Annotated in this window: 9 protein-coding genes; 6 read left to right on the plus strand and 3 right to left on the minus strand. The window is 71.5% G+C overall.

Annotated elements, in window-relative coordinates:
- The 3 genes from ACIGJI_RS09325 to ACIGJI_RS09335 all read right to left on the minus strand — a co-directional run bounded on the left by ACIGJI_RS09325 (position 1) and on the right by ACIGJI_RS09335 (position 8,712).
- Positions 1-4,734 (minus strand): isopeptide-forming domain-containing fimbrial protein, encoded by a 4,734-nt coding sequence (locus ACIGJI_RS09325; RefSeq protein ID WP_363445206.1) that lies wholly within the window; start codon positions 4,732-4,734, stop codon positions 1-3.
- Positions 4,735-5,440: 706 nt separating this feature from the next.
- Entirely contained in the window at positions 5,441-7,945 is a 2,505-nt protein-coding gene (locus ACIGJI_RS09330) for an FtsX-like permease family protein (protein ID WP_363445208.1), read from the minus strand.
- Positions 7,945-8,712, minus strand: coding sequence for an ABC transporter ATP-binding protein (locus ACIGJI_RS09335; RefSeq protein ID WP_187662901.1), 768 nt, complete (start codon positions 8,710-8,712; stop codon positions 7,945-7,947). Before ACIGJI_RS09335 ends, ACIGJI_RS09330 begins: the two co-directional genes overlap by 1 nt.
- 108 nt (positions 8,713-8,820) lie before the next feature.
- On the opposite strand from ACIGJI_RS09335, the gene ACIGJI_RS09340 reads away from it, so the two are divergent.
- From ACIGJI_RS09340 to ACIGJI_RS09365, 6 genes are all read left to right on the plus strand, one after another.
- Complete coding sequence (locus ACIGJI_RS09340; RefSeq protein ID WP_363445210.1) at positions 8,821-10,065, plus strand: sensor domain-containing protein; 1,245 nt, start codon at positions 8,821-8,823, stop codon at positions 10,063-10,065.
- The gene (locus ACIGJI_RS09345; RefSeq protein WP_187662900.1) at positions 10,053-10,691 is read left to right on the plus strand and encodes a response regulator transcription factor; all 639 of its coding nucleotides are present in this window, start codon (positions 10,053-10,055) and stop codon (positions 10,689-10,691) included. The genes ACIGJI_RS09340 and ACIGJI_RS09345 overlap by 13 nt, the downstream gene beginning before the upstream one ends.
- A gap of 218 nt (positions 10,692-10,909) precedes the next feature.
- Positions 10,910-11,254: a PadR family transcriptional regulator gene (locus ACIGJI_RS09350; protein WP_187662898.1), complete on the plus strand. Its 345-nt coding sequence runs from the start codon at positions 10,910-10,912 to the stop codon at positions 11,252-11,254.
- Between the two features lie 2 nt (positions 11,255-11,256).
- A complete protein-coding gene (locus tag ACIGJI_RS09355) occupies positions 11,257-11,628 on the plus strand; it encodes a DUF1048 domain-containing protein (protein WP_268777527.1) in 372 nt (123 codons plus the stop codon).
- On the plus strand, positions 11,625-12,416 hold the full coding sequence (locus ACIGJI_RS09360; RefSeq protein WP_363445213.1) for an ATP-binding cassette domain-containing protein: 792 nt from the start codon (positions 11,625-11,627) through the stop codon (positions 12,414-12,416). Before ACIGJI_RS09355 ends, ACIGJI_RS09360 begins: the two co-directional genes overlap by 4 nt.
- On the plus strand, positions 12,413-13,180 hold the full coding sequence (locus ACIGJI_RS09365; RefSeq protein ID WP_187662895.1) for an ABC transporter permease: 768 nt from the start codon (positions 12,413-12,415) through the stop codon (positions 13,178-13,180). The genes ACIGJI_RS09360 and ACIGJI_RS09365 overlap by 4 nt, the downstream gene beginning before the upstream one ends.
- Positions 13,181-13,272: the final 92 nt, after the last annotated feature.

Raw genomic sequence — 13,272 nt, forward strand, 5'->3', positions numbered from 1 at the left:
CTAGCTTTGCATGCGGCGTCGGCGCACCAGCAGCAGCACGGCACCGCCGATCAGCAGGGCGATCGCGAGCCCGAGGACCCACGGGGCCAGCTGTCCACCCGTGAGGGCGAGCGGCGTCAGCACCGGGTTCTCGGTCGTGCTCGTCGGCGGCGTGATCGTCTCCCCGCCGGGAGGCGTGGCCGACGCCGTGGCCGCGTTCCGCAGCGTCGCTCCCGCCGCGTCGGCGTGCACGGTCACCGCATAGGTGATCACGACGCGCTCCCCTTCGGCGAGGCTGCCGGTCCAGCGCAGCGTCGTGCCGTCGATCGTCGGCGCGGCCACCGCACGGTCACCCACCGTGGCGGTCGCCGAGCCGCGGAGGTCGGCGTGCCGCAGCACTCCGGCCAGGTCGTCCGTGACGACGACCTCGTCCAGACCCGTCTCGCCGGTGTTGGTGCCGGTGAGGGTGTAGGTCACGACGCTGCCCGTCGCGACGGCGGAGCCGGATGCGGGGTCGGACGTCTTGACGAACGTGAAGCCCGGGGTGCCGACGGGGTTCTCCGTCGTCACCGGCGGCGGGGTCAGCTCGGCGCCGCCCGGAGGCGTCGCCGTGCCTTCGACGGTGTTCGCGATGATCGCGCCGCCGGCGTCGCCGTGCACGGTCACCGAGTAGGTGATCGTGACGCGCTCGCCGACCGCGAGGTCACCGGTCCAGGTGAGCTCATCTCCCGCGACGACGGGTGTCGCGGCGGTGCCGTCGCTCAGGGTCGCCGTCGCGTCGCCGTTGTAGGCGGCGTGGGCGAGCACGCCCGACAGGTCGTCGACGATGCGGACCGGAGCCAGCGCCGTCTCCCCCGTGTTCACGCCGGTCACCGTGTAGGTGACGACGCTGCCCGGGTCGACACGCGTGCCGGAGGCGGGGTCCGCGAACTTGCGCAGCTCGAAGCCCGGCTCGTTCACGGGGTTCTCGGTCGTCGCCGGCGGCGTCTCGATAGGCGGCACGCCACCCGGCGGGGTCGCCGAGCCGGAGGCCGAGTTCTCGATCATGGACCCGCCGGCATCCGCCCGCACGGTCACCGAGTAGGTGATCGTGACGGTCTCGCCGACCTGTAGCGCACCCGTCCACGACAGCCCCCCCTCGGCCACCGTCGGCGCGGTGGTCACCGTGCCGCCGATCGTCGCGGTCGCGTCGTCGTTGTACTCGGCGTGCGCCAGGACACCGGAGAGGTCATCGGTGACGGTGACAGGGTCGAGAGCCGTCTCCCCCGTGTTCACGCCGGTCACCGTGTAGGTGAGGACGCTGCCCGGGTCGACCGCCGTGCCCGCAGCCGGGTCGACGCTCTTCGAGACCGAGAATCCGGGCTCGTTGACCGGGTTGGTCGTGACACCGGGCGGCGGCGTGATCGTCGATCCTCCCGGCGGGGTCGCCGTCGCGGACGCCGCGTTCTCGATCACGGTGCCGACGCCGTCGGCGCTCACGGTCACGGAGTAGGTGACGGTCACGGTCTGGCCGACCGCGAGCGCCCCCGTCCACGACAGCTCGGTGCCGTCCAGGGTCGCGGGAGCCGCAGCGGCACCCGCGATGCTCGCCACGGCGTCCGCGTTGAACGTCGCGTACGGCAGCACGCCGGACAGGTCGTCGGTGATCGTCACCGGGTCGAGCGCCGTCTGGCCCGTGTTGGCGGCCGTCAGCGTGTACGTGAGCACGTCACCGGGGTCCACTGCGGTGCCCGCGGCGGGGTCGACGGTCTTGGCGAACGCGAAGCCGGGCTCGTTCACGGGGTGCTCCGTGCTCGACGGCGGCGGCGCGATCGGCGTGCCGGGAGTCGTGGGGCTCTCCGGGTCGCTCGGGTCGGCGGGGATCAGCGGGGTCGCCTCTCCGGTCGCCGTGTTCGCGATGGTCTCGCCGCCGGCGGTGGCGTCGACGGTCACCGAGTAGGTGATCACGACGTCCTGGCCGGGGCGCAGCACGCCGTTCCACGAGAGGGCGCCCGCGGCCACGCGGACGTCGCCGCGGGTGGCGGACACGTCGTCATTGTACGACGCGTGGGCCAGCGCCGCGCGCAGGTCGTCGCCGATCTCGACGGGGTCGAGGACGGTGTCGCCCGTGTTGCGGCCGGTCACGGTGTAGGTGATCACGCTGCCGGGGTCCACGCGCGTGCCCGTCGCCGGGTCGGCCGTCTTGGTGACGGTGAACCCGGGGGTCGCGACGGGGTGCTCCGTCGTCGCCGGCGGGGTCTCGACCGGGGTGCCCGGCGTCGTCGGACTCTCCGGGTCGGTCGGGTCGGTCGGGATCAGCGGGGTGCCCTCACCGGAGACCGTGTTGCGGAGCAGCACGCCCGTCGCATCCTCGTCCACCGTCACCGTGTAGGTGATGTCGACGCGGTCGCCGGGAGCGAGCGTCCCGGTCCAGGTGAGGGTGGTGCCGGAGAGCGTGACGGATCCGGACGAGGCCTTCGCGTCGCCGCCGTACTCCGCGTTCGCGAGGACGTCCGAGAGGTCGTCGACGATCGTCGCGGGGTCGAGGACCGTGTTGCCGGTGTTGACGCCCGAGACCGTGTAGGTGATCGTGTCACCCGCGCGGACGGCGGTGCCGGAGGCCGGGTCGGCCGACTTCGTGACCTCGAAGCCCGTGTCGACGACGGGATGCTCCGTCTCCGCCGCCGGCGGGACGATCGGGGTCCCCGGGGTCTTCGCCCCGGAGGGGTCGGCGGGGTCGGTCGGGATCTGCGGCGTGGCCGATCCGGTGACGACGTTGTGCAGCAGGGCCTTCTCGACACCCGCGTCCACCGTCACGGTGTAGCGGATCGTGACCGATTCCCCGCGCGGGATAGCGCCGGTCCAGGTGAGGGTGGCGTCGGCGACCCGCACGGAGCCGCGGTCGGCCGTGACGTCGTCGTTGTAGCCGGCGGAGCCGAGCACGCCCGACAGGTCGTCGACGATCTCCGCGGGATCGAGGTCGGTGTCGCCCGTATTGGTGCCGGTGATCGTGTAGGTGATCGTGTCACCGGCGGACACGGCCGTGCCGGAGGCGGGGTCGGCCGACTTCGAGATCGTGAAGCCGGAGCCGATCACGGGGTGCTCGGTGGTGACCGTCGGCGGGACGATGGGGTCACCCGGAACCTGCGGCCCGGTCGGGTCGCCCGGGTTCGGGGTGGTGGGAGTGCCCGATCCGGTCACGCTGTTGCGCAGGATCTCGCCGGAGGTGTCGTCGCCCACGGTCACCGAATACGTGATCGTCACGGTCTGTCCGGGCTGAAGCGTTCCGGTCCAGGCGAGGGCGTTCCCGGTCAGGGTCGCGCCGCCCGTGGTGACGGTGGTGCCGCCGACCGTGGTCGTGATGTCGTCGTTGAAGGCGGCGCTCGCGAGCACGCCGGAGAGATCGTCGGTGACGGTCGCCGGGTTCAGGACGGTCGCCCCGGTGTTCGTGCCCGTGACGGTGTACTCGATGGTCTGGCCCGGCTCCACCACGGTGCCCGCGGCGGGATCGGAGGTCTTCGCGACCTCGAAGCCGGCGACGGGGTGCTCGGTGGTGACGGCTGGAGGGGTGATCGGAGGCAGACCGCCGGGCGGGGTGCCGGATGCGGTGACGCGGTTGGCGATGCGCTCGCCCTCCACGCCCTCGTCGACGACGACGGAGTACGTGATCGTGAGTACCTGCCCGGGCTCGAGGGCACCGGTCCAGGCGAGGTCGTCGCCCGTGACGGTGGCGGCACCGGACGACACCGGGTCGCCGTCGATCGCCGTCGCCACGTCGCCCTGGTACTCGGCGTTGGCGAGCACACCCGACAGGTCGTCGGTCACGGTGACCGGGTCGAGGCGGGTGTTGCCGGTGTTCTCGGCCTGCACCGTGTAGGTCAGTCGCTGGCCGGGCTGCACGGCGGTGCCGTCGGCGGGGTCGGAGGTCTTGCGGAGAGCGAGGTCCGGCGCGAGGCGGACGTTCGTGTAGGTGCACGTGACGTCGGTGCCGAGCGGGCCGGACGGCTGGGTGACCTGTCCGTCGGCGGTGACGGCCACCGGGGTGGTCGAGCCGTCGGCGTTCACCTGCAGGCAGACGAGGGAGGCGTCGTACTTCGTGAGGTCGGTCGAGCCCGCCGCCGACTCGGACAGCCGGAAGGTGTCCCCCTGGTTGGTGAACACGGGGCCGACGTAGTCCGGCTGCAGACCGGAGCGGTCGCCACGGGTGACGGCGTCGGTCTGCGCGACCTGGTAGCCGACCGGCGACTGCACGCGGAGCCCGAACTGGTCGGTCCCGGCGTGACGGCCTTCGGGGAGATCCTTCTTCAGCGTCAGCGTGTTCGGGAACGTGCAGCTCGCCATGTCGGTGGGCGAGAAGGACCCGAGCGAGGTGGTGTTGACGGTCTGTCCGCGGGGCAGATCGACCTCGACGATGTACGGGTTGGTCCCCCCAACCGAGACGAAGATGTGGCCGAGGTTCCCGAACGCGATGCCGTTGCCCTGCACGCCCGCGCCCATGTCGTGCACCTGCTTGGCATCGATCGTGGCCGTGCTGGGCTGGAGCGTTGCGGGCAGGTCGGCGGAGTAGATGTATCGGTCGGCGACCAGCACGAGCTGACCGGAGGCACTGAAGGCCATGTCGCCGTTGGCCCCGAAGGCGCTGCTGCCGGTAGTCGGGCGCAGCTTGCCGACCTGCACGTAGGTCTGCGGCGTGACGCTCTCGTTCCACGCATAAAGGTTGATGGCGCCATCGAGCGTGCCGCTGGCGAAGTAGTACACGCCCGTGACGGGATGCACGGCCCCTCGGAGGACAGAGGAGTCTGTGCGGCTGGTTCCCAGCGTGAACGGCGTTCGGGTCGTCGTTCCCTCGCCCCGACGGTAGTGCTTGGCCAGCACCTTGTCGTGCCGACGTTGGTCACCGTGTACGCGTACGTTCCGTCCGCCGACAGGCCGAGCCCGTTGTCGGAGTGGCCGAGGCCGATGCTCGTGGCGCCGAGGGTGCCGCCCTGCTCGTTCACGGCGAACTCGCGCACCTCGGTGGCGCTCTGCACGTACACCGCTCCTGGCGTGCAGAGGAACGGCTCTGCCGCGGCGGCAGGCGCGGCGGTCAGCGTCCCGCCGACGACGATCATCGACGACGCGACGAGCGCCGTGCTCACGGCACCGCCGATCAGCCTCTTCGTCCGGCCCCGCCAGCGGCTGTGCCGCTCCGGCGGAAGGCCATCGGACGTGCGGTCCTTGCGGGCAACACGGAATCCCATGACTGCTCTCCCCATTCATCGCGTTCCGGCACGCATCCGCGCACACGGAAGCCCCCCGCCCCCTCAGGCGACCGCCGAGCACCCTTTCGGGCAGGGTGGACTCGGTCCGGGCCTCCGCCAGCCTGCCCGGCTGCCGCGGAGGCCCCCGACCGAACCGGGGGAATTCACCCCTGCTTTTCACCCCGGGACGGCACGCCGGAGGGCGCACCGGGATCCCGATGCGCCCCCCGGTGGTCGCGGGCCTACTCGCGAGAGCCGATCTCCTCGATCGGGCGGCGGCGCAGCGCGGCCCCTGTCGCGACCCGCAGCGCGACGAGGGCGAGTGCGCCCATGCCGCCGACGATCGCGAGGGAGCCGAGCACGGGCATCGCCGGGAGCGGCTGCCCGGAGATGCCGTAGCTCATCCCCATCAGCGGCGGGATCGCCACCAGCACGCCGAAGACCATCGCGAGGGCGGCGATCAGGATCGCCTCGGTGCGCATCGTGGCGCGCACCTGTCCCCGGGAGGCGCCGATGAGCTGCAGCAGGGCGAACTCCCGGGACCGCTCCCCCGTCGCCATGACGAGCGTGTTCACGACGGCGATCGCGATGTACCCGAGGATGACCAGCAGACCGATGAGGCTCACCCATCCCTGCTGCGACACGGCCCCGGTCATGCTGGGCTTCTGACCCGAGCCGGGGGCCACCTGCAGACCGTCGGCGGCGAAGGCGTCGGCCGGCGCGTCACCGTCCACCGACACGAGGGCGAACGAGTCGAGCGCTGCGGAGGTGTGCGCGCGGACGTGGTCGACCGCCATGGTGAGATCGCCGAACCCGAGACCGCGCTCGTAGATGCCGACCACGGTCGCCTCCAGCGGCGCCCCGTCGCCGAGGACGCCCGTCACCGGGTCGCCGACGTCGAGGCCGAGCGTGTGCGCCGCATCGGCGCTGACCGCGACGGTCGCACCGCCGTCGAGGGCGGTGAGGGACCCCTCCTGCACCCGCAGGTCGAGCAGGCCGTCCGCGGTCGTCGGGTCCACGCCCTGGAGCACGTACTCCGTGCGCTCGATCTGACCTTCGATGTCGAGCGAGTCGAGCACCGCGGTGCTGACGACCACGCCGGTCGCTGCCGTCACCCCCGGCTCGTCGCGCAGCGCGCCGACGGCGTCGGGGGAGAGCCCGGCCGGAGCGGCCACACGCAGGTCGGCGGTGACCCCGGCCCGGGCCTGGGTCGCGGCCTCGTCCGCGACGATCGCCGGCCCGCCGATCTGCACGAGACCCAACCCGATGCCGAGGGCGATCGGGAGGATCGCGGCCGCCATCCGCCGACTGCCCGCGGTGGTGTGGGCGGCGGCGAGGAAGCCCGCGGCCGACGAACGACGCAGCACCGGCCCGACGAGGCGCACGCACAGGGCGACGAGCCACGGTCCCAGGAGCGCGAGCGCCACGATGAGCATGATCGCGGCCCCGGCGGAGGCGCCGACCGCTGCGTCGCCGCGGAGCATCAGCGGGACGGTCGAGACCGAGACGCCGGCGGCGGCGAACACGATGCCGGTGATGATGCGGGGCAGGCCGATCGGGCCCTGGCCCGTCGAGGACTCGCGCAGCGCCTCGATCGGATCGAGGCGGGCGGGGCGCCGCGCTGCAATGCGTGCCGCTCCCCAGGCCGCTCCGAGCACCAGCACCAGTGCGCTCAGCGCCGGGAACGGGCTCAGCGCGAGGGCGAAGTCGCCGGGGATGACTCCTCCGGCCACGAACGCCGACTGCAGTGCGGAGGACAGCAGGTACCCCGGGGCGATCCCGAGCAGCGCGGCGACGACGGCGACCGCGAGCGTCTCCCGCGCGATGAGGGCGTGCACCTGCGACGGGGTCGCCCCCACCGCGCGGAGCAGGGCATACTCGCGGCGACGCGCCTGGACCGACAGCGACAGCGTGCCCGCGACGATGAACAGGGCGACGAGGATGCAAGTGCCCACGAACGCGCTGCCGATCGCGATGAGCAGGGTGCGCGCCGCCGCCGAGTCGAGGAACTCCACGTCTCCTCTGGCGTCTCCGGTCCGGGCGACCAGATCCGGGAACGCCTCGCGGATCGCGACCGCCGTGCGCTCGGGGTCCCCGTCGACGAACACGCCGAGCGCCTGCGGGGCCCCGTCGTGCGGGTCGAGGTCGCGGATGCGCTCGTCCGTCAGGAACACCGACACCGCGCGCTCCGGCAGGCTCTCCGCCGAGACCACACCGACGACCGTGTACGTCGCCGCGATGCCGCCGTGGGCGAGCGCAAGGGAGTCGCCCACGGCGTGCCCGGCTCCGGAGACCACCACGACCTCGTCGTCGGCGGCGGGCTCCCGCCCCTCCGCGAGCGTGAAGCCGGTGAGTGCCGTCGCGGACCAGGGGTGCGCCTCGACCACGGCAGGGGCCGTCCCGCCGGGCACCGACAGAGGCACGGTCACGTCGGCGACCACGGCCTCGACGCCCGGAAGCGCGGCGATCTCGCGCACGGCGTCGGCGGGGACGGGAGCGCGCTCACGCAGCGGCACCGGCAGGTCCTCCGGCACGTCGACCTGCTGCACCGCCCCGACGACCACCTCGGCCGCCGTGTAGCGCTGCGGGGCGAGGCCGCCGCGGATGCCGGACTCGACGAGCACGCCGAGTCCGGTGACGAGCGCACTCGCGACGAAGATGGCGACGAAGACCCCGGCCAGACTGCGCCGATGATGACGGAGGTCGGCGCGGACGATCCGTCCGAGCCCGAGCGGCGCGGCCGACATCACCACTCCCCCAGCGTGCTCATGCGATCCGTGATCTGCTGCGGGGTGCCGCCGTCGAGATGTCCGGCGAACGCCCCGTCGGCGAGGAAGATCACCCGGTCGGCGTGCGAGGCCACCACGGGATCGTGGGTGACGACGACCACGGTCTGATGCAGCTCCTTCGCGGTGTGCGCGAGGAGGTCGAGCACCTGCTTCCCGGTGCGGGAGTCCAGGGCCCCGGTGGGCTCGTCGCCGAACACGACGTGCGGGCGGGTGATGAGGGCTCGGGCGATTGCGACGCGCTGCTGCTGTCCGCCGGAGAGCTCGGCAGGGCGACGGTGGCGACGGTCGGTGAGCCCCACCGCGTCGAGCAGCGTCTCGAGCCGGCCGTGATCGAGGGGGCGGCGGCCGAGGCGCAGCGGGAGGGTGATGTTGTCCTCCACGCTCAGCGCCGGCAGCAGGTTGTAGGCCTGGAAGACGAAGCCCACGTGGTCGCGGCGGAAGGCCGTGAGCTGCCGGGGCGTGAGCGCGGAGATCTCGGTGCCGCCCAGGTGCACCGTGCCACTGGTCGGGCGGTCGAGACCTGCGGCACTGTGCAGCAGTGTGCTCTTGCCGGAGCCGGACGGCCCCATGATCGCGGTGAACGAGCCCCGCGCGATGGCGAGGTCGATGCCTCGGAGTGCGGTCACCCGGGTGCTGCCGGAACCGTAGGTCTTGACGAGGCCGCTGAGGCGCAGGGCCTCGGCGGGGGCCGCTTCGACGAGCGGCGCAGAGGAGAGGGAGGTCATGCTTCGACGGTAGGAAAGCCGCGCGACGGCTCCCATCCCGCACGGTGCCGCATCGATGGTGGAGCTGGCTCTACCGCGGGCCGCGGGGCGCTCGGGCAGACTTGCAGGGTGAACGACGGATGGATGCGCCGCTGGCTGCGTGGATGGCTGCCCGATGCGCGGTTCCTCGCCGTCGAACTCGGGGCCTCCGTCGTGTCCCTCGCGCTGTTCTGCGTCATCCTCGTGCTGCTGCCGCTCATGCTCATCACGGGCGGGGTGCTGCTGCTCCCGCAGGTCGTGCAGGTGCTGCATGCCTGGAGCGACCGGGCGCGCCGCCGGATCGGACGCCGGCGCGGGGAGGACCTCCCTCCGCTCACGCGCACGCTGCCGCGCGGCGCGACGATCGACGAACGGCTCCGCTACGCCTTCTCTCGCGCCACCGCCCGAGACGCGCTGTGGCTCACGGTGCACGCCTTCCCGGTGATGTGGCTGTCGCTGCTGACGCTCGCGCTGCCCCTGTCCGCCGTCAACAGCCTCGCGGTCACCTGGTACTGGCAGTTCGCCCCGGCCGACGACCCGGTGGGCTCACCGTACCCGGTCACGTCGTGGGAGCTGGCGTGGACCATGCCGCTCGTCGCCCTCGCCTATGCGGTGGCCGCGCTGTTCCTCGTGCCGGTGGTCGCCCGGCTGGTGGCGTTCGTCTCGGCGAAGCTCCTCGCGACGCCGCAGAAGTCGCGCCTCGCCGCCCGCGTCGACGCGCTGACTCTCAGCCGCGCGGCCGCCCTCGACGCCCATGCCGCCGAGCTCCGTCGCATCGAGCGCGACCTGCACGACGGCGCCCAGAACCGCCTGGTGAACGTCGTGATGATGCTGGGGATCGCGGAGCGCGCCCAGGAGACGGGCGGCGACGTGCTCGAGCCGTTGCGGCGCGCGCAGGACGCGGCGACCGATGCCCTCGCCGGTCTCCGCCGCACGGTGCACGACATCTATCCGCCGATCCTCGACGAACTGGGTCTCGAGGGGGCGCTCGCCTCGCTCGCCGGGCGCAGCGTCGTCCCGTGCACGCTCGACGCCGCGGACGTCGGTCGGGTGCCGGCAGCGGTCGAGTCGGCCTCGTACTTCGTGGTCGCGGAGGCGCTGACCAACGTGAACAAGTACAGCGCCGCGACCCGCGCCACGGTGCGGGTCGAGCGAGAGGGCGAGCTGCTCCTCATCACGGTGGAGGACGACGGGGTCGGCGGCGCGGTCGAGCGTCCGGGCGGAGGTTTCGCGGGGATCCGACGCCGGGTGGAGGCGTGCGAGGGCACGATGGACCTGTCGAGTCCCGCCGGGGGACCCACCATCCTGCGAACGGAGCTGCCATGCGGATCGTGATCGCGGAGGACGACACCCTGCTGCGGGAGGGCCTCGCGCTCCTGTTGCGCAGTGAGGGCTTCGACGTGATCGGCGCCGTGCCGGACGCGGAGGGCTTCCTCGCCCTCCTCGACGAGGCCGATGCGGCGGTGGTCGATGTGCGGATGCCGCCGACCTTCACCAGCGAGGGGCTCAAGGCCGCGGCCGAGGCGAGAGCCCGCCGCCCCGGCTTCCCGGTGCTCGTGCTCTCGGCGTACGTGGAGGACCGGTACGCGGGGGAGCTCCTCGCGGCGGGGGCGGACGGCCTCGGCTACCTGTTGAAGGAGCGCGTGGGCAAGGTCGCCGCGTTCGTCGACGCCCTGCGCCGGGTGGCCGCCGGGGGGACCGTGATGGACCCCGAGGTCATCTCGCAGCTCATGAGCCGGCGCCGCGCCGACGACCCCGTGCAGACCCTCACTCCGCGGGAGCGTGAGGTGCTCGGGCTCATGGCCGAGGGCCTCGACAACACCACCATCGCCGCACGCCTGTTCGTGACGGAGACCGCGGTGAGCAAGCACATCGGCAACATCTTCGCCAAGCTCGGGCTCGCCGCCAGTGACAGCGGCCACCGCCGCGTCCTCGCCGTCCTCGCCTATCTCCGCGGCTGACGCTTCCGCTCCCTCCCCTCTTTCGCTGAGACCCCGGGTTGTCGTCGACGCCCCGGGGTTCTCGCGTCTGCAGCCCGGGGTCTCGCCGCGTACCCGGGGTCTCGGCGAAGAGATTCAGTATTCGGTGTTGCTAAGTACCGGTACTCGGTGTTACTTTGTACCGGTACCCAGCAACACTGAGTACCGAACGGAAGACAAACAACGAGAGGAGGGTACCGATGGGTAAGCAGATGACCGAGATGCTCAAGGGAACCCTGGAGGGCATCGTGCTGGCCCTCCTCGCCGAGCAGCCGGCCTACGGGTACGAGATCACGGCACGGATCCGAGACCACGGGTTCACCGACATCGCCGAGGGCACGATCTACGCACTCCTGGTGCGCATCGAGCAGAAGAACCTCGTCGACGTCGAGAAGGTGCCGAGCGAGAAGGGCCCACCCCGGAAGGTGTACACCCTGAACGCCCAGGGCCGACAGGAGCTCGAGGAGTTCTGGACCACCTGGAGCTTCCTAAAGACGCACATCGAACAGCTGGAAAAGCGCGACACCGAGAACAAGGAGAACTGAGCATGGCCGCGAAGTGGATCGAAGCGATCACCGGATCACTCGAAGAGAAGAAGCAGTACAAGCAGGCGCAGGCCCGTATCAACGCCCTCCCCGAACCGTACCGGGAGATGGCGAAGGCCCAGCAGCGCTACAACCTCTCCTACGGGGGCCTCACCGACGGCGACACCATCGTGAAGATGTTCCTCGACATCGCCGACATGTGGGAGCGCGCCGCGATCGACGGCACCCCGGTCAGCGCGATCGTCGGCGACGACCCGGTCGAGTTCGCCGAGAACTACGCCGCGGCGTACGGCGGTCGCCAGTGGATCGACAAGGAGCGCGCACGCCTCATCAAGGCGTTCGACGACGCGAAGAAGAAGGAGGAGGAATCATGACGACGCCTGCGATCTCCGTCCGCGGCATCGAGAAGTCGTACAAGGACCTGCACGTGCTGCGCGGCGTCGACTTCGAGGTGGAGCGGGGATCGATCTTCGCCCTCCTCGGGTCGAACGGCGCGGGCAAGACCACGATGGTCCGGATCCTCTCCACGCTGCTGAAGGCGGATGCCGGCGCCGCGTCGGTGCAGGGCATCGACGTCGCGGCGGACCCCCTCGGCGTGCGGGAGAGGATCAGCCTCACCGGGCAGTTCGCCGCGGTCGACGAGATCCTCACCGGACGCGAGAACCTCGTGCTCGTCGCGAAGCTGCGGCACCTGCCCGACCCGGGTGCGGTGGCCGACCGGCTCCTCGCACGCTTCCGGCTCACGGAGGCCGGGGGTCGCAAGGTCGGCACGTACTCCGGCGGGATGCGACGCCGACTCGACATCGCGATGAGCCTGGTCGGCGACCCCGATGTCATCTACCTCGACGAGCCGACCACGGGCCTCGACCCCGAGTCGCGCATCGAGGTGTGGGACGTCGTGAAGGAACTCGCGAGCGGCGGCACGACCGTGCTGCTCACCACGCAGTACCTCGATGAGGCGGAGCAGCTCGCCGACCGCATCGCGATCCTGCATGAGGGCCGCATCATCGCGAACGACACCCTCGCCGGACTGAAGCGGCTCCTTCCGCCCGCGAAGGTCGAGTACGTCGAGAAGCAGCCCACCCTCGAGGAGATCTTCCTCAGCCTCATCGGCCCTTCGACGGGCTCAGGGACCCAGGCGAAGAGAGGAGATGCAGCATGACCACGCACTTCGCCGCCGACACGGCGACGCTCACCGGCCGCTCGATGCGGCACATCTTCCGCAGCCCCGACACGATCATCACCACCGCAGTCACCCCGATCGCCCTGATGCTCCTGTTCGTGTACGTCTTCGGCGGCGCGCTCCAGCAGAGCACCGGGGCCGAGAACTACGTGAACTACCTGCTGCCGGGCATCCTGCTCATCGCGATCGCGTCGGGTATCGCCTACACGGCGTTCCGGCTGTTCACCGATATGCAGAGCGGCATCTTCGAGCGGTTCCACTCCATGCCGATCGCCCGGTCGAGCGTCTTGTGGGCCCACGTGCTCACGTCCCTCACGGCGAACGCGATCACCCTCGCGATCATCTTCGGGGTCGGGTTCCTGATGGGCTTCCGCACCGGGGCGAGCGTCTGGGCCTGGCTCGGAGTGATCGGCATCCTGATGCTGTTCACCCTGGCGCTCACCTGGCTGGCGATCATCGCGGGCCTGAACGCCAAGACCGTCGACGGGGCCAGCGCCTTCTCGTATCCGCTGATCTTCCTGCCGTTCATCAGCTCGGCGTTCGTGCCGACCGACACCATGCCGGCTCCGGTGCAGTGGTTCGCGGAGAACCAGCCGGTGACCTCGATCGTCAACTCCATCCAGGCGTTGTTCGCGGGGGAGCCGGTCGGGTCCGACATCTGGGTCGCTCTCGCCTGGTGCGTCGGGATCCTCGCGGTCGCCTACGTCTTCGCGATCATCTCCTACCGGAAGAAGGTCAGCTGATCGACGTCCAGCGATCCGGAACGCTCCGACCGGGGACTCTCCCCGGCCGGGGCGTTTCGCCGCGCTCGGCGCGTGTTCTCCCGGCCGCGTTC

Source organism: Microbacterium sp. NPDC064978 (assembly GCF_044543605.1).
GTDB classification, from domain to species: Bacteria; Actinomycetota; Actinomycetes; order Actinomycetales; family Microbacteriaceae; genus Microbacterium; species Microbacterium meiriae.